The sequence below is a fragment of the Paracoccus sp. J55 genome, from assembly GCF_000513975.1.
Classification (GTDB): domain Bacteria; phylum Pseudomonadota; class Alphaproteobacteria; order Rhodobacterales; family Rhodobacteraceae; genus Paracoccus.
Genome location: NZ_AZVA01000021.1, coordinates 37,211 through 57,342, shown reverse-complemented (window position 1 = coordinate 57,342; position 20,132 = coordinate 37,211). Strand labels below are relative to the sequence as shown.

16 protein-coding genes are annotated in these 20,132 nt (G+C 69.8%); 13 read left to right on the top strand and 3 right to left on the bottom strand.

All coding sequences use genetic code 11. The features are described from left to right. Nucleotides 1-56: 56 nt before the first annotated feature. On the top strand, nt 57-2,369 hold the full coding sequence (locus PARJ55_RS0115515; RefSeq protein ID WP_156929505.1) for a Tex family protein: 2,313 nt from the start codon (nt 57-59) through the stop codon (nt 2,367-2,369). A gap of 66 nt (nt 2,370-2,435) precedes the next feature. Here PARJ55_RS0115515 and pdxY read toward each other — a convergent pair whose 3' ends face one another. Continuing rightward, on the bottom strand, nt 2,436-3,272 hold the full coding sequence (pdxY, locus tag PARJ55_RS0115510) for a pyridoxal kinase (RefSeq protein WP_028713871.1): 837 nt from the start codon (nt 3,270-3,272) through the stop codon (nt 2,436-2,438). Next, nucleotides 3,269-4,021 carry an MOSC domain-containing protein gene (locus PARJ55_RS0115505; RefSeq protein WP_028713870.1) on the bottom strand — a complete coding sequence of 251 codons (753 nt, stop codon included), beginning with the start codon at nt 4,019-4,021 and terminating at the stop codon, nt 3,269-3,271. Before PARJ55_RS0115505 ends, pdxY begins: the two co-directional genes overlap by 4 nt. A 239-nt stretch (nt 4,022-4,260) precedes the next feature. Between PARJ55_RS0115505 and PARJ55_RS0115500 the strand changes: the two genes are divergently transcribed. The 7 genes from PARJ55_RS0115500 to PARJ55_RS0115470 all read left to right on the top strand — a co-directional run bounded on the left by PARJ55_RS0115500 (nt 4,261) and on the right by PARJ55_RS0115470 (nt 13,759). Further along, nucleotides 4,261-4,851, top strand: coding sequence for an ANTAR domain-containing response regulator (locus PARJ55_RS0115500; RefSeq protein WP_028713869.1), 591 nt, complete (start codon nt 4,261-4,263; stop codon nt 4,849-4,851). Further along, nucleotides 4,842-6,014 (top strand): CmpA/NrtA family ABC transporter substrate-binding protein, encoded by a 1,173-nt coding sequence (locus PARJ55_RS0115495; RefSeq protein ID WP_028713868.1) that lies wholly within the window; start codon nt 4,842-4,844, stop codon nt 6,012-6,014. Before PARJ55_RS0115500 ends, PARJ55_RS0115495 begins: the two co-directional genes overlap by 10 nt. Before the next feature lie 284 nt (nt 6,015-6,298). After that, nucleotides 6,299-7,507 (top strand): nitrate/nitrite transporter, encoded by a 1,209-nt coding sequence (locus PARJ55_RS0115490; RefSeq protein ID WP_028713867.1) that lies wholly within the window; start codon nt 6,299-6,301, stop codon nt 7,505-7,507. Nucleotides 7,508-7,522: 15 nt separating this feature from the next. Further along, nucleotides 7,523-9,955: a nitrite reductase large subunit NirB gene (nirB, locus tag PARJ55_RS0115485; RefSeq protein WP_028713866.1), complete on the top strand. Its 2,433-nt coding sequence runs from the start codon at nt 7,523-7,525 to the stop codon at nt 9,953-9,955. Next, nucleotides 9,952-10,287: a nitrite reductase small subunit NirD gene (gene nirD, locus PARJ55_RS0115480; RefSeq protein WP_028713865.1), complete on the top strand. Its 336-nt coding sequence runs from the start codon at nt 9,952-9,954 to the stop codon at nt 10,285-10,287. The genes nirB and nirD overlap by 4 nt, the downstream gene beginning before the upstream one ends. Before the next feature lie 12 nt (nt 10,288-10,299). Continuing rightward, nucleotides 10,300-11,148 (top strand): formate/nitrite transporter family protein, encoded by an 849-nt coding sequence (locus PARJ55_RS0115475; protein WP_028713864.1) that lies wholly within the window; start codon nt 10,300-10,302, stop codon nt 11,146-11,148. A 7-nt stretch (nt 11,149-11,155) separates the two neighbouring features. After that, nucleotides 11,156-13,759: a nitrate reductase gene (locus tag PARJ55_RS0115470; protein ID WP_028713863.1), complete on the top strand. Its 2,604-nt coding sequence runs from the start codon at nt 11,156-11,158 to the stop codon at nt 13,757-13,759. A 4-nt stretch (nt 13,760-13,763) separates the two neighbouring features. On the opposite strand, the gene PARJ55_RS0115465 is transcribed toward PARJ55_RS0115470, so the two are convergent. Then, nucleotides 13,764-14,879 (bottom strand): ABC transporter ATP-binding protein, encoded by a 1,116-nt coding sequence (locus PARJ55_RS0115465; protein WP_028713862.1) that lies wholly within the window; start codon nt 14,877-14,879, stop codon nt 13,764-13,766. Nucleotides 14,880-14,977: 98 nt separating this feature from the next. Here PARJ55_RS0115465 and PARJ55_RS0115460 point away from each other — a divergent pair, with 98 nt between their 5' ends. The 5 genes from PARJ55_RS0115460 (at nt 14,978) to PARJ55_RS0115440 (ending at nt 19,790) form a co-directional block, all read left to right on the top strand. Then, nucleotides 14,978-15,991: a Fe(3+) ABC transporter substrate-binding protein gene (locus PARJ55_RS0115460; protein WP_028713861.1), complete on the top strand. Its 1,014-nt coding sequence runs from the start codon at nt 14,978-14,980 to the stop codon at nt 15,989-15,991. 109 nt (nt 15,992-16,100) lie between these two features. Beyond that, a complete protein-coding gene (locus PARJ55_RS0115455; RefSeq protein WP_232215722.1) occupies nt 16,101-17,669 on the top strand; it encodes an iron ABC transporter permease in 1,569 nt (522 codons plus the stop codon). A 53-nt stretch (nt 17,670-17,722) separates the two neighbouring features. Continuing rightward, on the top strand, nt 17,723-18,133 hold the full coding sequence (locus PARJ55_RS0115450; protein ID WP_028713859.1) for a DUF2946 family protein: 411 nt from the start codon (nt 17,723-17,725) through the stop codon (nt 18,131-18,133). 66 nt (nt 18,134-18,199) lie between these two features. Further along, entirely contained in the window at nt 18,200-19,177 is a 978-nt protein-coding gene (locus PARJ55_RS0115445) for a DUF1775 domain-containing protein (protein WP_028713858.1), read from the top strand. Beyond that, entirely contained in the window at nt 19,164-19,790 is a 627-nt protein-coding gene (locus PARJ55_RS0115440; RefSeq protein ID WP_028713857.1) for an SCO family protein, read from the top strand. The genes PARJ55_RS0115445 and PARJ55_RS0115440 overlap by 14 nt, the downstream gene beginning before the upstream one ends. Nucleotides 19,791-20,132: the final 342 nt, after the last annotated feature.

The window sequence follows — 20,132 nt, the reverse complement described above, 5'->3', positions numbered from 1 at the left end:
GCGATGCTTGGATCGCGGGCCGGTTTTGGCTATGACGGCGGTCCAGACCTCAGAGGATGCCGCCCGTGGATGCAACCGACCGCATAGCCCGCACCATCGCCGCCGAGATCGCTGCCCGCCCCGATCAGGTGGCGGCGGCCTCGGCCCTGCTGGACGGGGGCGCCACGGTGCCCTTCGTCGCCCGCTATCGCAAGGAGGTGACGGGCGGGCTGGACGACACGCAGCTGCGCACGCTGTCCGAACGGCTGGCCTATCTGCGCGAACTCGAGGCGCGGCGGGCCTCGATCCTCGAATCCATCAAGGGGCAGGGCAAGCTGACCGACGCGCTGGCCCGCGCCATCGCCGGGGCGGAAACCAAGGCCACGCTGGAAGACATCTACCTGCCCTTCAAGCCCAAGCGCCGCACCAAGGCGATGATCGCGCGGGAAAACGGGCTGGAGCCGCTGCTGCGCGCCATCCAGGACAACCGCGCCGCCGAGCCCGAGGCGCTGGCGGCGGGCTATCTGACCGAGGCGGTGCCGGATGTGAAATCGGCGCTGGACGGCGCGCGCGACATCCTGGTCGAGGAGCTGTCCGAGAATGCGGCGCTGCTGGGCCGGCTGCGCGAATTCATGCAGGCCGAGGCGATTATCTCGGCCAAGGTGGTGCCGGGCAAGGAACAGGTCGGCGCCAAGTTCAGCGACTATTTCGACCAGTCCGAGAAATGGGCCGCGATCCCGGCGCATCGGGCGCTGGCGGTCCTGCGCGGCGCCAAGGAAGAGGTGCTGACCATCGAGATCGCGCCCGAGCCGGAAACCGGCGCGGCGCGGGCCGAGGGCATCGTCGCCTCGGCCCTGGGCCGGCTGGGCGATCAGCCGGGCGACCGCTGGCTGCGCAAGGTGGTGGGCTGGTGCTGGCGGGTGCGGCTGTCGAACACCATGTATATCGACCTGCTGACCGAACTGCGCTCGCGTGCCCATGCAGAGGCGATCCGGGTTTTCGCCCGCAACTTGCGCGACCTGCTGCTGGCCTCGCCCGCCGGGCCGCGCCCGACCATCGGCCTGGACCCCGGCATCCGCACCGGAGTCAAGCTGGCGGCGGTGGACGGCACGGGTAAGCTGGTCGAGACTGCGACGTTTTACCCGTTCCCGCCGAAATCCGACCTGCGCGGGGCAGAGGCCGCGCTGGCCGCCGCCATCGTCAAGCACAGGATCGAGCTGATCGCCATCGGCAACGGCACCGCCAGCCGCGAGACCGAGCGTTTCGTGGCCGAGGTGCTCAAGCGCCTGCCCGAAGGCGTGAAGCCGCCGGTGAAGGTGATCGTCTCCGAGGCCGGGGCTTCGGTTTATTCCGCCTCGGAGCTGGCGGCGAAGGAGTTCCCGGGGCTCGACGTGTCCTTGCGCGGCGCGGTCTCGATCGCCCGGCGCCTGCAGGACCCGCTGGCGGAACTGGTCAAGGTGCCGCCCGAATCGATCGGCGTCGGCCAGTATCAGCATGACGTGGACCAGCGGCAGCTGGCCAAGACGCTGGAGGCGGTGGTCGAGGATGCAGTGAACGCGGTGGGGGTGGACCTGAACACCGCTTCGGCGCCCCTGCTTGCGCATGTGGCCGGGCTGGGACCGTCGCTGGCGCAGAACATCGTGGCCTGGCGCGACGAGAACGGCGCCTTCCCGTCCCGGGCGGCGCTGAAGAAGGTCGGCGGGCTTGGCCCGCGCGCCTTCGAGCAATGCGCGGGCTTCCTGCGCATCCGCGACGGCAAGGAGCCGCTGGACGCCTCGGCCGTCCATCCCGAGGCCTACGGCGTCGCCCGCCGCATCGTCGCCGCCTGCGGCCGCGACATCCGCCAGATCATGGGCAATGGCGCGGCGCTGAAGGGCATCCGGGCGGAGGCCTTCGTCGACGCGCATTTCGGCCTGCCGACCATCCGCGACATCCTTTCCGAGCTGGAAAAGCCCGGCCGCGACCCGCGCCCGAGCTTCGTTACCGCCAGCTTTGCCGAGGGGGTCGAGGATATCAAGGACCTGCGCCCCGGCATGGCGCTGGAAGGCACGGTGACGAATGTCGCGGCCTTCGGCGCCTTCGTCGATATCGGCGTGCATCAGGACGGGCTGGTGCATATCAGCCAGCTGGCCGACCGTTTCGTCAAGGACCCGAACGAGGTGGTGAAGGTCGGCGACGTGGTCAGGGTGCGGGTGACCGAGGTGGATGTGGCCAGGAAGCGCATCGGCTTGACCATGCGCAAGGATGGCGGTGCCGCCGCCCGCGAGGCGCAGAAGGAGCGCGGACCCAAGGCGCAGCCGGGACGCGGCCCGAAATCCGCCGCCCCTGCGGGCAAGGAGCAGCCCGGCGCCCTGGGCGCGGCGCTGCTGAACGCGCTGCGCAAGGATTAGGGGGCTCTGCCCCCGCCGCGCCTGCGGCGCGACTCCCCCGGGATATTTGGGCAAGAAAGAAGCCGATCAGGGGGTGAGCAGAGCGGCGCGAAACGCCGGATCGGACAGCACGACCTCTTTCGTGCCGAGTTCCGCCGCCTGGCGGAGCGCGCGCGCGGTCTGGATCTGTGCGAATTCGACCGCCTGCGCCAGGCTGCGGCCTTGCCCCAGCGCAGCGGTGATCAGCCCGGCGAACAGGTCTCCGGTCCCGGCCAGCGCCACCGGCAGATGCGGGGTTGGATGGCGCGTCAGCCCTTGCGGTCCCAGGATCACGCTTTCCAGCATGCCGGGCGCGGTTTCGCGCAGCCGGCAGCCGGTCACGATCAGCTGGGCCTCGGGCGCCATGCGCAGCCCTCGCGCGGCACGGTGGATATCGGCCAGCTCGGCGATGGGTTGGCCGGTCAGCCAGGCGACCTCGAACGGGTTGGGCGAGGCGATGTCGGCCATGGGCAGCAGCCGGTCGCGGAAGGTGTCGGCGATTTCCCGGGGCACATAGAGGCCCGGCTGCTCGTCGCCCAGCACCGGGTCGCAGTAATAGCGCAGGCGCGGGTTCGCGGCCTTGGCCCGGGCGACGAAATCGGCCGTCAGCTGCGCCACCTCGACCGAGCCGATATAGCCGGTCAGCAGGACATCCGCGCGCCCGGGCAGGCCGCGATCCCAGAGGCCCTGCAGGAGATCGGCAAAGAAATCGCCGGGCAGCGGCCGGCCGCGCAGGCTGGGATAATCCGGGGTGTTGGAGAAGATCACCGTCGGGACGGGCGCCACCTCCAGCCCCGCCGCCAGCATCGGGAACACCGCCGCCGAATTGCCGACATGGCCCATGACCACCTGGCTCTGGATCGAGATCATCAGCGGCCGGCTCATGCGCTGCCCTCCAGTCGCCTGGACCAGTCCTCGACCCGGCCGCTTTCCAGCCGGCGCACGGCATAGCGCCGCCAGCCCTCGGCCAGCACCTCCAGCGCGGCGATGCCCTGCAGCTCGTCCAGGTTCAGCCGGTCCACGTAGAGCGCATGCCAGAGCCGGCGCAATGTCCAGTCGGGCGCCACGCGGTCGATCCGCTCCAGCCGGTCGCCGGGGGCGACGATGCCGGGCTGCAGGACGCGGTAATACCAGCCGGTGCGGCCGCTTTGCTGCACGCGCCGCGCCATGTCCTCGACGCCGAAGCGGCGGTTCAGCTTCCAGCAGGGCTGGCGCCCCTGCGAGACCTGCACCAAGGCCGAGCCGAGCCGGAAGATGTCGCCCACCGCGACATCCGCCTCGATCAGCCCCCGGGTAGAGATGTTTTCGCCAAAGGCGCCGGGCGCCTCCAGCAATCCCCCGATTTCTCCGTTTTCTAAATACTCCACGGGGGGCCGGGGGTGTGAAACCCCCGGTGTTTCGGCCAGGCGCGGCCGTCCAAGCTCCACGCGCCAGGCTGCATAATGATCGAACGGATAGTGATGCACGGCCTTTTCCGGCCCGCCATGCACGCGGCGGTCGGCCTGTTCGTCGCCCTCGAATCCCTCGGGGCCAAGCGCCAGCGGCCGGTCCGCCGGGCGCTTGTCGATGCCGCTGAGCTGGTCGCTGCCGGGCAGGGGGGCGGCCTTGCCCGTCAGCAGGATGATCTGGGCCATGGTTCCCCCGGCTTGTCTGGATGCGGCCAGATTAGCCGAGGAACCGGCAGGCTCAAGGGATCATGGCCCGAGCGCGCCGGCTTCGGCCCGATTGCCGCTCTGCCCGTTCTCTGCGCGCGGCCCTGCGCATCTGCCCGCTTCCTGCGCAGATTGTGGCTGCGCGGTGGGGGAGGCGTCGGATGCGTTGCAGGCGCGGGGTTCCGCTGGCACCTGCTGGGACGGGAAAGAGCAGGAAGCAGATGGACAAGCGCCTTTCGATCGTCGTCATCGAGCCCGACCCGGAGCGCGCCGCCCCGATCGTGGACGGGCTGCGCGAGATCGGCGACCACGATATCCGCATCATCTCCGAGGAGACCGGGCTGGCGCGCCATATCGCCGAATGCCGGCCCGACATCGTGCTGATCGACCTGGCCAACCCCTCGCGCGACGTGCTCGAGGAGCTGGCACTGGCCTCGGGCCCGACCGAGCGGCCGGTGGCGATGTTCGTGGACCGTTCGGACGAGCACCTGACCCGGGCGGCGGTCGAAGCCGGGATCTCGGCCTATGTCGTGGACGGGCTGCGGCCGGACCGCATCAAGCCGGTGCTGGACGCGGCCGTCGCGCGCTTTCACATGTTCCAGCGCATGCGGGCCGAACTGGCCGCCACCCGCGCGGCGCTGGAGGAGCGCAAGGTGATCGACCGCGCCAAGGCCGTGCTGATGAAGGCGCGCGGCATCGACGAGGAGGCCGCCTATGCGCTGTTGCGCAAGACGGCGATGGATCAGGGCAAGCGCGTGGCCGAGATCGCGCAGCAGCTGGTCCTGGCCGCGGGGTTGCTGTCATGCCGCTGACGCCCCTGCGCCTGGGCTATGTGCCGCTGATCGACGCCGCGCCCCTGATCGTGGCGCGCGAGCTGGGCTTTGCCGCCGAGGAGGGGCTGGACTTCCAGCTGCTGCGGCTGGGCGCCTGGGCGCAGGCCCGCGACATGCTGGGTGCCGGGCTGATCGAGGCGGCTCATATGCTGGTGCCGATGCCGGTGGCGCAGGCGTTGGGGCTGGGGCCGGCGTTGCCGGACCTGGATCTGGTGATGTTCCTGTCGCAGGGCGGGCAGGCGGTCGCGGTCAGCGCCGCGTTGGCCGCCAGCATGCGCGAGCAGGGGCATGATTTCGATTTCTGGGATGCCCGCAAGGCGGGGCTCGCGCTGCACCGCGCCGCGCCCGGCCGGTTGCGGGTGGGCGTGCCGTTCCATTTCTCGACCCAGCTGGAGCTGATCCGCCACTGGCTCGGCGCCTGCGGCTTCGACCCGGCGCTGGAGGTCGTCACCGTGCCGCCGCCGCTGATGGCCGAATCCATGGCCGCGGGCGAGGTCGATGCCTTCTGCGTCGGCGAGCCCTGGGCGTCGAGCGCGGTGGACCGGGGGCTGGCCGCGCTGCTCTTGCCCGGCACGGCGATCTGGGCCTCGCCGCCGGAAAAGGGGCTGGTGCTGCGCCGCGACTTCACCGAAAGCCAGCCGCAGCTGACCGGCGCGCTGATGCGGGCGGTCTGGCGCGCCGGGCGCTGGCTCGACGAACCCGAGAACCGCGACACCGCCGCCGAGATCCTGTCGCGGCGCGAATATCTGGACCTGCCGGCCGAGCTGGCCGAGCGCGGGCTGACCGGGCGGCTGCAGGTGACGCCCTCGGGCGAGATCCGCCATGTGCCGGGCTTCGTCGCCTTCCATGCCGGGGCGGCGAATTTTCCCTGGAAAAGCCTGGCTGCATTCTTTGCGCAGCGCATCGCCCTGCGCCACGGGCTGGAGCCGGCGCCGGCGATGGAAAAGGCGATGGCGCATTTCCGCACCGATCTTTACCGCCGGCATCTGCGCGAGGCGGGGGCGGCCTTGCCCGGTGCCTCGGCCCGGCTGGAAGGCGCGCTGGCCGAGGACCGCGAGGTCGCGGCGGAAAAGGGCCAGATGATTCTGCGCGCCGATGCCTTTTTCGACGGCACCGTCTTCGAGCCGCCCTTCGCCGGTTGAGTGTTTTGCAGGCAGGCCGGGCGCGGGGTTGCCCGGCTTTCGGGCGCAGGCTGCCGCGGATGCTGCGATGCCGCATCAAGGCTTGATCCGGCCCGCGCCCTGACCCAATCTTGCCTCATGGCCCGGCGCAACGGCGCGCCAACGGCCCGCTCGCAATGATGCGGCACGGGTTTCCGCAAGGGCGCGGAGATCCTCTCCTCCGAAAGTGCAAATCCGCTGCGGCCTTCCGCCGCCCGGCCGCGCTTTCCGACAGCCTTCGCCATCAGCAACGCATCGGAGCCACCATGCCCGCCGTTCCCCCCGTTCCGCCCTCCGAGGCCAGCCGCGCTCTGGGCCTCTCGACCTTCGCCTTCACCATCTGCTTCGCGGTCTGGACGATCTTCTCGATCATCGGCCTGCAGATCCGCGAGCAGCTTTCCCTGACCGAGACCCAGTTCGGCCTGCTGATCGGCCTGCCGATCCTGACCGGCTCGCTGGTGCGCATCGCGCTGGGCGTGCTGACCGACCGGCTGGGCGGGCGGCGCGTCTATACGCTGACCATGCTGGCCGCCGCCGGCGCGACCTTCCTGTTGTCCTGGGCCAGCACCTGGCCGCAGATGCTGCTGGCGGCGCTGGGCGTCGGGCTGGCCGGCGGCTCCTTCGCCGTGGGCGTCGCCTATGTCTCGCGCTTCTATGCCGAGGGACGGCAGGGCACGGCGCTGGGCATCTTCGGCACTGGCAATGTCGGCGCCGCGGTGACCAAGTTCGCCGCGCCCTTCGTCATGCTGGCCCTGGGCTGGCAGGCGACCGCGCAGATCTGGGCCGGCGCGCTGGCACTGACCGCCGTGCTGTTCTGGCTGCTGAGCAAGGACGACCCGGTCACCGCCGCCGGGCAAGGCCGCAAGACGTCGCTGCGGGCCGAGCTCGCGCCGCTGGGCCAGATGCGGGTCTGGCGCTTCTCGGCCTATTACTTCTTCAGCTTCGGCGGCTTCGTGGCGCTGGCGCTGTGGCTGCCGCATTACCTGACGCAGGTCTACGGCTTCGGTGTCGGGACTGCCGGCATGATCGGCGCGGCCTATTCCATCCCCGGCTCGATCTTCCGCGCCTATGGCGGGGTGCTTTCCGACCGGATCGGCGCGCGGGCGGTGATGTACGCGACCTTCCTCGTCTCGCTGGCCGCGACGGCGATTCTGTCGATCCCGGCGGGCGTGCCGGTGCCGGTCTTCCTGGCGGTGATCTTCGTGCTGGGCTTCGTCATGAGCCTGGGCAAGGCCGCCGTCTACAAGCACATCCCCAGCTATTACCCCGGCCATGTCGGCGCGGTCGGCGGGCTCGTGGGCATGATCGGCGGCCTGGGCGGCTTTGCGCTGCCGCTGCTGTTCGGCTGGCTGCGCGACCAGACCGGGCTGTGGTCCAGCTGCTTCATGGCGCTGTTCCTGCTGGTCGGGCTCTGCGCGCTCTGGATGCACGCCTCGATCCGCCAGATGGGCCGCGCGCCCCTGCAAACCGCCTGAGAAAGGAGTCCCGCGATGAAGAAACTTGTCGTCATCGGCGCCGGCATGGCCTCGGGCCGCCTGCTGGAGCAGCTGTTCGAGGCCGCGCCCGGCGAATGGCATGTCACCCTGTTCAACGCCGAGCCGCGCGGCAACTACAACCGGCTGATGCTCTCGCCGGTCCTGTCGGGCGAAAAGACCTATGAGCAGATCGTCACCCACGACGCGGACTGGTATGCCGCCCATGGCGTCGATTGCCGCTTCGGCGAGCCGGTGGTGCGGATCGATCGCGCCAATCGCGCCGTCTATTCCAATTCGGGCGGTGCGCCCTATGACGCTCTGGTCATCGCCACCGGCTCGGCGCCCTTCATCATCCCGGTGCCGGGCAGCGACCTGCCGGGCGTGGTGACCTATCGCGACCTGGAAGACACCAATGCGATGATCGAGGCCGGTATCGCCGGCAAGGATGCCGTGGTGATCGGCGGCGGGCTGCTGGGCCTTGAGGCCGCGGCCGGCATGGCGGCGCGTGGGGCCCGCGTCACCGTCGTCCACCTGATGGGCCACCTGATGGAGCGGCAGCTGGACCCCGCCGCCGGCTACCTGCTGCAGCGCGATCTGGAGCGGCGCGGCATCAAGGTGCATTGCAAGGGCGCCACCAAGGCGATCCTGGGCCATGGCCGCGCCGAGGCGGTGCTGCTGGAAGACGGCACCGTCCACCCCGCCGACCTGGTCTGCATGGCCGTCGGCATCCGTCCGGAGGTGCGGCTGGCCAATGACGCGCATCTGGAGGTCGAGCGCGGCATCGTCGTCGACGACGCCCTGCGCACCAGCGACCCACATATCTTCGCGCTTGGCGAATGCGTCGAGCATCGTGGCCAGGTCTTCGGCCTTGTCGCGCCGCTTTACGACCAGGCCAAGGTGCTGGCCCGGACCCTGCTGGGCGAGGAGGCCGCGTTCCGCCCGGTGCAGACCGCGACCAAGCTGAAGGTGACGGGCTGCGACCTGTTCAGCGCCGGCGATTTCGCCGAAGGCGAGGGGCGCGAGGACATCGTGTTCCGCGACCCCGGCCGCGGCATCTACAAGCGGCTGGTATTGGAGAACGACCGCATCATCGGCGTGGTCATGTATGGCGACACCGCCGACGGCAACTGGTTCTACGGGCTGATGAAGGACGAAACCGACATCAGCGAGATGCGCGACACGCTGATCTTCGGCCCGGCCTTCCAGGGGGGGACCGCGCTGGACCCTATGGCGGCCGTTGCAGCCTTGCCGCCTGAAGCGGAGATCTGCGGCTGCAACGGCGTCTGCAAGGGAACCATCGTCGCCGCGGTGCAGGGCGGCGCGCATACGCTCGATGCGGTGCGCGCCTGCACCAAGGCCAGCGGCTCCTGCGGCACCTGCACCGGGCTGGTCGAGCAGGTGATGAAGCTGACACTGGGCGACGGCTTCGTCGCGCCCGCGCCCGCCGGCATGTGCAAATGCACCGACCACAGCCACGAGGACGTGCGGCGGCTCATCAAGTCCATGGGGCTGAAGTCGATCCCGGCGGTCATGCAGGAACTGGGCTGGAAGACCGTGGGCGGTTGCCATTCCTGCCGCCCGGCGCTGAACTATTACCTGCTGGCCGAATACCCGCTGGACTATCGCGACGACCGCCAGTCGCGCTTCGTGAACGAAAGGAACCACGCCAATATCCAGAAGGACGGCACCTATTCCGTGGTGCCGCGCATGTGGGGCGGCGTCACCACCCCGCAGGAGCTGCGCGCCATCGCCGACGCGGCCGAAAAATATGCCGTTCCCATGGTCAAGGTCACCGGCGGCCAGCGCATCGACCTGCTGGGTGTCAAGAAACAGGACCTGCCGCATATCTGGGCCGACCTGAACGCCGCCGGGCTGGTCTCGGGCCATGCCTATTCCAAGGGGCTGCGCACGGTGAAAACCTGCGTCGGCAGCGAGTTCTGCCGCTTCGGCACCCAGGATTCGACGGGCCTCGGCATCCGGCTGGAAAAGCTGCTCTGGGGTTCGTGGACGCCGCACAAGGTCAAGCTGGGCGTATCGGGTTGCCCCAGGAACTGCGCCGAGGCGACCTGCAAGGATGTGGGCGTGATCTGCGTCGACAGCGGCTACCAGATCAGCGTCGCCGGCGCCGCCGGGATGGAGGTGAAGGAGACCGAGCCCCTGGCCTCGACCCCCTGCGAGGACGAGGCGGTCGAGATCATCACCGCCTTCGTCCAGCTTTACCGCGAGCACGCGCGCTATCTGGACCGGCCCTATAAATGGGTGGCCAAGGTCGGGCTCGACTGGGTCAAGGAACAGATCGCCGACCTGCCGGCCCGCCGCGCGCTGGTCGAGCGCTTCGAGATCAGCCAGTCGGTCTATCGCCGCGACCCCTGGGCCGAACATTCCACCACCACCGAGACGCCCCGATGGGCGCCCCTTGCCGATCTGACCCTGGAGGCCGCGGAATGACCGTTTTCATCGATATCGGAGCCCTGGAGGACATTCCCCGGCAGGGCGCGCGGGTGATCCGCACCGCGCAGGGCTGCGTCGCCGTGTTCCGCACCCTGGACGACCGGGTGTTTGCGCTGGACGACCGCTGCCCGCACAAGGGCGGTCCGCTGTCCGAGGGCATCGTGCATGGCGATCGCGTGACCTGCCCGCTGCACAATTGGGTGTTCGACATGAACTCGGGCGCTGCGCAGGGCGCCGACGAGGGCGCGGTCCGCACCTGGCCCGTCCGCGTCGAACAGGGCCGCGTCCTGATCAGCGCCGAACTCGTCTCGCGCCCCCGCGCCGCCTGAAGGAGCACGCTCATGTCCTATGTCAATCCTGCCGATTTTGCGAAGAAGATGATCGATGCCGGCGAGGCCAAGGTCTTCATGTCCACCAAGGACACGCTGATCCGCGCCTATATGGCCGGAGCGATCCTGGCGCTGGCCGCCGCCTTCGCCGTGACCGTCACCGTGAACACCGGCGAGCCGCTGATCGGCGCGCTGCTGTTCCCGGTCGGCTTCTGCATGCTCTACCTGCTGGGCTTCGACCTGCTCACCGGGGTGTTCACGCTGGTGCCGCTGGCGCTGATCGACCGGCGCCCGGGGGTGACGGTCCAGGGCATGCTGCGCAACTGGGGCCTGGTCTTTGCCGGCAATTTCGCCGGCGCCTTCACCGTCGCGGTGTTCATGGCGATCATCGTCACCTTCGGCTTTTCCGAGGCGCCGAATGCGGTGGGCGAAAAGATCGGCCATATCGGCGAGGGGCGGACGCTCGGCTATGCCGCCCATGGCGCGGCGGGGATGCTGACGCTGTTCGTCCGCGCGGTCATGTGCAACTGGATGGTCTCGACCGGCGTCGTGGCGGCGATGATGTCCACCAGCGTCTCGGGCAAGGTCATCGCCATGTGGATGCCGATCCTGATCTTCTTCTACATGGGGTTCGAGCATTCCATCGTGAACATGTTCCTGTTCCCGGCGGGCCTGCTGCTGGGCGGGCAGTTCACCATCATGGACTATATGATCTGGAACGAGATCCCGACCGTGCTGGGCAACCTGGTCGGCGGGCTGACCTTTGTCGGCGCGATGATCTATGCCACGCATCACAAGACCTCGCCCCGGCGTGCGGCGGATACGCCCGCCGAAGCCCCCGCCGCCGTTCCTGCCGAGTGAGGGGCCCATGCAGACCATCCGCACCACCTGTCCCTATTGCGGCGTGGGCTGCGGCGTGCTGGCGACGCCCGACGGCAAGGGCGGGCTGGGCATCGCGGGCGACCCCGATCATCCGGCGAACCGGGGCCGGCTTTGCGTCAAGGGCTCGGCGCTTGGCGAGACGGTCGGCCATGCCGGTCGGCTGCTTACCCCGCGCATCCATGGCCGAGAGGCCGGCTGGGACGAGGCGCTGGATCTGGTCGCCCGCCGGTTTTCCGAAACCATCGCCGAGCACGGACCGGATTCGGTCGGCTTCTACGTCTCGGGGCAGCTGCTGACCGAGGATTACTATGTCGCCAACAAGCTGATGAAGGGCTTCATCGGCTCGGCCAATATCGACACCAATTCGCGGCTTTGCATGGCCTCGGCCGTCGCGGGGCACCGGCGGGCCTTCGGCACCGACACGGTGCCGGGGCTCTACGAGGATCTGGAACTGGCCGATACGGTGGTGCTGGTCGGCTCGAATCTGGCCTGGTGCCATCCGGTGCTTTACCAGCGGCTGGCCGCGGCGCGCGAGGCGCGGGGCACGCGGGTCGTGGTGGTCGATCCGCGCCGCACCGCGACTTGCGACATTGCCGACCTGCATCTGCCGCTGGCGCCGGGTTCGGATGCGGCGCTGTTCAACCTGCTTCTGGCAGAAATAGCCAGAAATTCAGACCACTGCATGGATAACCTCGACGGTGTCGAGGATACGGTGGCCGCTGCGCGCGCGACATCACCCGCGGCAACCGGGCTGGCGCATAGCCAGCTGCGGCAGTTCTTCGACCTGTGGCTGCACAGCGACAAGGTGATGTCGGTCTGGTCGCAGGGCGTGAACCAGTCCGACAGCGGCACCGACAAGGTGAATGCGATCCTGAACTGCCATCTCGCCAGCGGCCGCATCGGCCGGCCCGGCATGGGGCCGTTCAGCGTCACCGGCCAGCCCAATGCCATGGGCGGGCGCGAGGTCGGCGGGCTGGCCAACATGCTGGCCTGCCATCTGGAGATCGAGAACCCCGCGCATCGCGAGGCCGTGCGCGCCTTCTGGAGCGCCCCGCGCATGGCCGGGCGGCCGGGGCTGAAGGCCGTGGACATGTTCCGCGCCGTCGAGGACGGCCGGATCAAGGCGCTGTGGATCGTCTGCACCAACCCGGCTGCGACCATGCCCGAGGCCGATCGCGTCGCCCGCGCTATCGCCGGCTGCGATTTCACCGTGGTCTCGGACATCATGGCGCGGACCGACACCGTGCGGCTGGCGCATGTGGCCCTGCCGGCGACCGGCTGGGGCGAAAAGGACGGCACGGTGACGAATTCCGAGCGCCGCATCAGCCGCCAGCGCCGGACGCTGGCCCCGGCCGGGCAGGCGCGCGACGACTGGCGCATCCTGGCCGAGGTCGGTCGCCGCATGGGCTGGGCCGAGGCTTTCGGCTGGACCAGCCCGGCCGAGGTCTTTGCCGAACACGCGGTGCTGTCCGGCGTCGCAGGCAGCCTGGGCAGCGATTTCGACATCTCGGCCCATGCCGGCATCACCCCGGCGGAATATGACGTGCTGCAACCCTTCCTGTGGCCGCAATCGGCGGGCAGGCAGGGCGGGCGGTTCTTTGGCGACGGGCGGTTTCATACGCCCTCGGGCCGGGGGCGGATGGTCGCGGTCACGCCGCGCACGCCGCAGCCGGTGGATGGGGATCATCCGTTCCGGCTGAACACCGGCCGGGTGCGCGACCATTGGCACAGCATGACCCGCACCGGCCTGTCGCCGCGCCTGTCCCGCCATCTGGCCGAGCCCTTCCTGGAACTGCACCCAAGCGACGCGGCCCGGCTGGGTCTGGCACCCGCGAGTCTGGCCGAGGTCGAAAGCCCGCAGGGCCGGGCCGTGCTGCGGGTGCTGGTGACCGACCGGGTGGCGCCGGGCCATCCCTTCGCCCCGATGCACTGGACGGGAGAGACCGCGCCCTTGGGCCGGGTCGATGCGCTGGTGCCGGGGCTGACCGATCCGGTCTCGGGCCAGCCGGCGCTGAAATCGGCACCGGTGGCGATCCGGCCCTTTGCCGCGCGCTGGTTCGGCTTTGCCGTCTCGGCGGGTGCGATCCGGCCGGATTGCGCCTATTGGGCGCGGGCCACGCTGCCGCGCGGCGAGCAGGCCGAACTGGCCGGGCTGGAGGTGCCGCAGGACTGGACTGCCCATGCCCGCGCGCTGTTCGGCCTTTCGGACGAGCCGCTGGTGCTGCACGACCGCGCCCGCGGACAGGTTCGGCTGGCCTTCCTGCGCGAGGGCCGGCTGCAGGCGGCGCTGTTCGTGGCGCCCGGGCCGGTGGGCCTGTCGCGCAGCCATGTCGCGGATCTGCTGGGCGAGGAGGGCGCGGGGGCGCTGGCCGGGCGTCCCGGCGCTGACCGACCGGACGAAGGCGCGCTGGTCTGCGCCTGTTTCGGCATCGGCGTGAACAGCATCGTGCAGGCCATCGCCAGCCAGCGCCTGACCACGGTCGAGGCGGTGGGGCAGGCGCTGCGGGCGGGCACCAATTGCGGCTCGTGCCGGCCCGAGATCCGGGCGCTGCTGGACGCAGGCACCGCCTGCCGCGCAGCGGCTGAGTAGGGCCCTAGGCGCCGTCTCCGGCAAAGACCATGGCGCTGCCGGGCAGGGCGGCCAGCCGGATCATGCTGCCGGGCGCGGGCAGGACCAGCCCGGGAATGCGGGATTTCATCGCCGCCCCGCCGGGCTCCAGCCGGGTCTCGATCAGGCTTTCGCGGCCCAGATAGCGAGCGCGCTCGACCCGCGCCGGGGTGCCGCCGGTCTCGGCCGGGACCAGGTGCTGCGGGCGGATGACGACCTCGGCCCGGCTGCCTTCGGCAAGGCCGGGGGCGGGAAAGCTGCCCAGCGCGGTCTGCACCCGGCCGCCCGCCACCCGACCCGAGACGATGTTCAGGTCCGAGAAAAATGCCGCCACGCCGCGATCCGCCGGGCGGTCGTAAAGCTCGTCCGGGCGGCCTTCCTGGATCAGCCGGCCCCGGCGCATGACCGCGATGCGATGGCCCATCAGCATCGCCTCCTCGGGGTCGTGGGTGACCATCAGCACCGTGGTCTCGGTCTCGCGCAGCAGGTCCAGCGCCGCGTCGCGCACCCCGTCGCGCAGCCGGTGGTCGAGGCTCGAGAAAGGCTCGTCCATCAGCATCAGGCAGGGGCGCGGCGCCAGGGCCCGGATCAGCGCGACGCGCTGCTGCTCGCCGCCCGAAAGCTCGTGCGGGTATTTCGCGGCATGACCGGACAGGCCGACCCGCTCCAGCAGTTCCCCGATTCGGGTGCGGTTCTGCCGGGCCGGGCCCTGCAGGCCGAAACCGACATTGGCCGCCACGTCCAGATGCGGGAACAGCGCGAAATCCTGGAACACCAGCCCCACCGGCCGCCGCTCGGGCGGCAGGAAGGCGCCGGCATCGGACATGGCCTGGCCGCCGATGCGGACGGCGCCGGAATCGGGCCGCTCGATGCCGGCGATCATCCGCAGCGTGGTGGACTTGCCGCAGCCCGAAGGGCCGAGCAGGCAGGTCACCTCGCCCCGTGCCACGCGGAAGCCGACATCCTCGACCGCCGAGACCGGGCCGAAGCGGCGGCACAGCGCCTCAACCTCCAGCATGGGCCGGAATGGCGCGGCATCAGGCGCGTCGTCCCGCGCGTCCATCTGGCTGGCCCAGGGGGGAGGGCTGGCGAATTGGTTCATCGGCATCCCTTCGTCTGGCGACCGTAACCGGATGATCTTTGTTTACTTTGCTAATTAGTTTAGTAAACATGTCGAGAAATCGCAAGGAGGACAGGCTGATGCGTGTTGGACTATCTGGACTGATCGGTGCCGTGCTGGCTGCGCAGGCGGTTGCCGCAAGCGCCCAGGAGCTGAATCTTTACACCACGCGTGAGCCGAATCTGATCGAGCCGCTGCTGGCCTCTTTCAGCGAATCGACCGGGGTGAAGGTGAACACCATCTTCCTCAAGGACGGGCTGGCCGAGCGGGTCGAGCAGGAGGGCGAGGCTTCGCCCGCCGACGTGCTGATGACCGTGGACATCGGCAACCTGGTCGATCTGGTCAATCGCGGCCTGACCCAGCCGGTCGAATCCGAGGCGCTGACCGCCGCCATCCCCGAGAACCTGCGCGACAAGGACGGCAACTGGTTCGCGCTGTCGCAGCGGGCGCGGGTGCTTTACGCCGATAAGGACCTGGACCTGTCCAGCTTCACCTATGAGGATCTCGCCAAGCCGGAATGGCAGGGCAAGGTCTGCATCCGCTCGGGTCAGCATCCGTATAACGTGGCGCTGACCGCCTCCTATATCGTGCATCATGGCGAGGAAGCCGCGAAGACCTGGCTGGAAGGCGTCAAGGCGAACCTGGCCCGCACCGCCGGCGGCGGCGACCGCGATGTGGCCCGCGACATCATGGGCGGCATCTGCGAGATCGGCATCGCCAATTCCTATTATGTCGGCCTGATGCGCAGCGGCGCCGGCGGTCCCGAGCAGGAGGAATGGGTCAAGGCGATCAAGGTCGTCCTGCCGACCTTCGAGGGCGGCGGCACCCAGGTGAACGTCTCGGGGGCGGCGGTGGCCAAGCACGCGCCGAACAAGGACCAGGCGGTGCAGCTGCTGGAATACCTGGTTTCGGACGAGGCGCAGAAGATCTATGCCGAGGCGAATTTCGAATATCCGGTCAAGCCCGGCGTCGCGGTCAGCCCGGTGATCGAGGATATTGCCGATCTCAATGCCGACGGCACCGACCTGACCGAGATCGCCCGCCAGCGCAAGGCGGCGAGCGAGCTGGCCGAGGCGGTGGGCTTCGACAACTGATCCCGTCGCTGAACCTGTGGCCGGCGCAGGCCCCATGACCCCGGAACTGGCACGAAGCTCCCGCCTCCGCGCGGGGGGTGGCTGGCAGGCGGCAGCTCTGGCTGTCGCCGTGCTGGTTCTGCTGCCGGTGCTGGCGCTGGGGCTGTTCGCGCTTCGGGGCAGTCCGGGGCTCTGGGCGCATCTGGTCAGCAACGTGCTGCCGGTCGCGGCGCGGCAGACGGTGATCCTGCTTCTGGGCGTCGGCTTCATCGTCGCGACGCTGGGCACGGTAACGGCCTGGCTGGTCGCGGCCTGCGACTTTCCCGGGCGGCGCATTTTCGGCTGGGCGCTGCTGCTGCCCTTGGCGGTGCCGACCTATATCGTCGCCTATGCCTATCTGGACCTTCTGCATCCGGTCGGCCCGGTGCAGGGCGCGATCCGCGGCTGGCTGGGCTATGCCAGCCCGCGCGAGTTCCGCCTGCCCGACATCCGCTCGATGCCGGGCTGCATCCTGCTGCTGGGGCTGGTGCTTTACCCCTATGTCTACCTGCCGGTGCGGGCGCTGTTCGCCATGCAGGCCGGCAACCTGCTGGATGCGGGCCGCACGCTGGGGGCGGGGCCGGTCGCCACCTTCCTGCGCGTGGCGATTCCGCTGGCCCGGCCCGCCGTCGCCATCGGCACGGCGCTGGCGCTGATGGAGGCGATGAACGATATCGGCGCGGCCGAGTTCCTGGGCGTGCGCACCCTGACCGTCTCGGTCTATTCGACCTGGATCAACCGCTCGGACCTGCCGGGGGCGGCGCAGATCGCGCTGGCGATGCTGGCCATCACCATGGCGCTGGTCATGCTGGAGCGGCGCGGCCGCAAGCGCCAGCGTTACGCGGCCGGCGCGCAGCCCCTGCGGCGCACGCGCCTGCGCGGCTGGCGGGCCTGGGGTGCGACGCTGGTCTGCGCGCTGCCGGTCGCCTTCGGCTTCGCGGCGCCGGCCTGGTATCTGGTCGGTGCGGCCTGGGCGCGATACCGCTTCGCCGGCCTGTCGCCGCGCATCCTCGAGGAGGCCGGCAACACCGCCTTCTTCGCCGCGCTGGCGACGCTGGTCGCGCTGCTCTTGGGACTGGTGGTAACCGGCGCGGCGCGGATGCGGCCCGGACGGCTGACCCAGACCATGGCGCGGCTTTCGACGCTGGGCTATGCGGTGCCGGGCACCATCCTGGCCATCGGGCTTCTGCCGGTGATCGCGCTGGCCGACCGCCAGATCGCCGCCGCCTCGCAGGCGCTGCTGGGCGTGGGGCCGGGGCTTTTGCTGCTCGGCTCGGGGGCGGCGCTGATCTATGCCTATGTCGCGCGCTTCCTTGCCATCGCCACCGGCGGCATCGAGGCGGGGCTGAGCCGGGTGCCGCGCTCGCTCGACCATGTGGCGCGGACGCTGGGCCGCAGCCCCGGCCAGGTGTTCCGCGAGGTGCATGTGCCGATCTCGCGACCGGCGCTGGCGGCCTCGGGACTGCTGATCTTCGTCGATTGCGTCAAGGAACTGCCCGCCACGCTGCTGCTGCGGCCGCTGAACTTCGAGACTCTCTCGACGCATCTTTACGGCGAGGCGGCGCGCGGCACCTACGAGGACGCCGCCATCGCCGCGCTGATCATCGTGGCCATCGGCATCCTGCCGGTCATGGTGCTGGCGCGGACGATCCGGCGATGACTGCGGCAGATTGTCCCTTTCGCGCGGCGCGGATTTCTGACAGGGCTGCGCGCATGCAGGTTCGGGGCGCATATCGTAATGCAGGGCTGACGCGCGGCGCACGGCTGTTCCGCTGGCTGGCGGTGCTGCCCTTCCTGCTGTTCTCGCTGATCCTGCCCGGCACCATGGTCGCCCGCGACGCGCAGGGCAGCATCACCGTGGTGCTCTGCTCGGGCGAGGGGCCGGTCGAGATGGCCGTGGCCGCCGATGGCAGCCTGGTCCCGGCCGGCAAGGCCTCGCATGGCGATCCGCATGGCTGCGACTGGGCACCGCATGGCCAGCCGCTTCTGGAGGGCACCATGCAGGCGGCTGCGACGCCGCTGTTGCAGGCGCTGCGCATGGCGCGGGCGCTGGACCGGCCCGGCCCGCCGCATCGCGTCGAGATGCTGGTCCCCTCGGCGCGGGGACCGCCGGCACGCGTCTGATCCGAGCTTTCCGATCCGCGCGGCCACGGGCCGGCGGTTCACGCCCTTATTCAGACGAGAACGATCATGAAGAACCCTGTCTTTGGCGCGTTCTGCGCCTCGGCGCTGGCCCTTGCCGCCGCGCCCGCCCTTGCCCATGCCACGCTGGAGCAGTCCGAGGCCCGCGCCGGCGCCGCCTATCGCGCGGTGATCCGCATCGGCCATGGCTGCGACGGCCAGGCGACCAACACCCTGCGCGTGCAGCTGCCCGAGGGCTTCTACAATGCCAAGCCCATGCCCAAGGCCGGCTGGACGCTGGAAACGGTCAAGGGCCCCTATGCCCAGCCCTTCGACAATTACGGCACGCCGATGACCGAGGGCACGCGGGAGGTGGTCTGGTCGGGCGGCGATCTGCAGGACGACTGGTATGACGAATTCGTCATCCGCGGCACGGTCGGCGCCGATGTGACTCCGGGAACGGTGCTGTATTTCTCGACCGTGCAGGAATGCGCGGACGGCAAGGAGGAATGGATCGATGTCACCGGCAGCAAGGAAGTCCCGAACCCCGCCCCGGGCGTGACGGTCACGGCGGGCAAGGTCGGGCATGGCCACGGCCATGATCACGGCGACCATGCGAAGGCCGGGCCGATCACGCTGGGCGACCTGACGCTGAGCGGGTCCTTCACCCGCGCCACGCCCCCCGGGGCCCCGGTGGCGGGCGGTTTCCTGACCGTCGCCAATGCCGGCGCGGACGACCGGCTGGTCTCGGCCAGCGTCGATTTCGCCGGCCGGGCCGAGATCCACGAGATGGCGATGGAGGGCGATGTCATGAAGATGCGCCAGCTTGCCGAGGGCCTGCCGATCCCGGCCGGGGCGACGGTTGAACTGAAGCCCGGCGGCTATCACCTGATGTTCATGGAGCTGAAGCAGCCGCTGGTCGAGGGCGAGACCGTGAATGTCACGCTGCATTTCGAGAAGGCCGGCGAGGTCGAGGTGCCGATGACGGTCGGGCCGATGAATGCCGGCAAGCACGGCGGAAAGGATGGTGGACATGGCGGACATTAAGCGGGGCTCGGGGTTGCGTCCCTTGCGCTATGCGCTCTGGGCGCTGGTGGTGCTGGCGCTGGCCGGACTGGGCTGGTTCCAGTTCGTCGCGCCCCGTGCGGGCTCGGGCTCGCTGAGCGATGCCGGCACCGCCTCGCTGGGTCGGGGCGATTACCGCCTCGCCGCCACGGACGGCACGGAATTCACCCAGGCGACGCTGCAGGGCCAGCCCTCGGCGGTGTTCTTCGGCTTCACCCATTGCCCGGACGTCTGCCCGACCACGCTGGGCGACGTCGCGAGCTGGCAGGAGGAGCTGGGCGAGGCCGGCAAGGATCTGCGGGTGTTCTTCGTCACCGTCGACCCCGAGCGCGATACGGTCGAGGCGTTGCGCGAATATGTCTCGTGGGTGCCGGGCGTGGTCGGCGTCTCGGGCGCGCCGGAAGAGGTCGCCAAGGCGGTCAAGGCCTTCCGCATCTATGCCCGCAAATCGCCGCAAGAGGGCGGGGATTACAGCATGGACCATTCCTCGACCTTGCTGCTGTTCGACCGCGACGGCGATTATGCCGGGCTGATCGGCTATCAGGAGGACCGCGAGCGGGCCATGGCCAGCCTGCGGCGCCTGCTGGAAAGCTGACGCGCGCGGCGCCGGCCCGCCCCGCGCCGAGGATCCCTGGGCGGTGCCGCTTCCATGCGGCCTGCCCGAAGTCGCTTCTTCTGATATCCGAAATGTTTTGGAACGCACCGATGCGGCCGGTTTGACGAGGCTGTGGCCGATTCGCGCCGCGAAAGCGACCTGGCATCCGAAACGATCAGGGTGATGTTAGCGCATGACATAAGGGTGTGCATCCCGGTCCGCCGATCTCGCCCCGCCTTAGCGAATTTTTCCCGGGAATCGATGGTTTTTTGCCGCTCTCTTGCGGTTCTCCGCCCGCTTCTGCTCGCGTGCCGGCGGAATTCTTGACCGGAACAGCGCGAT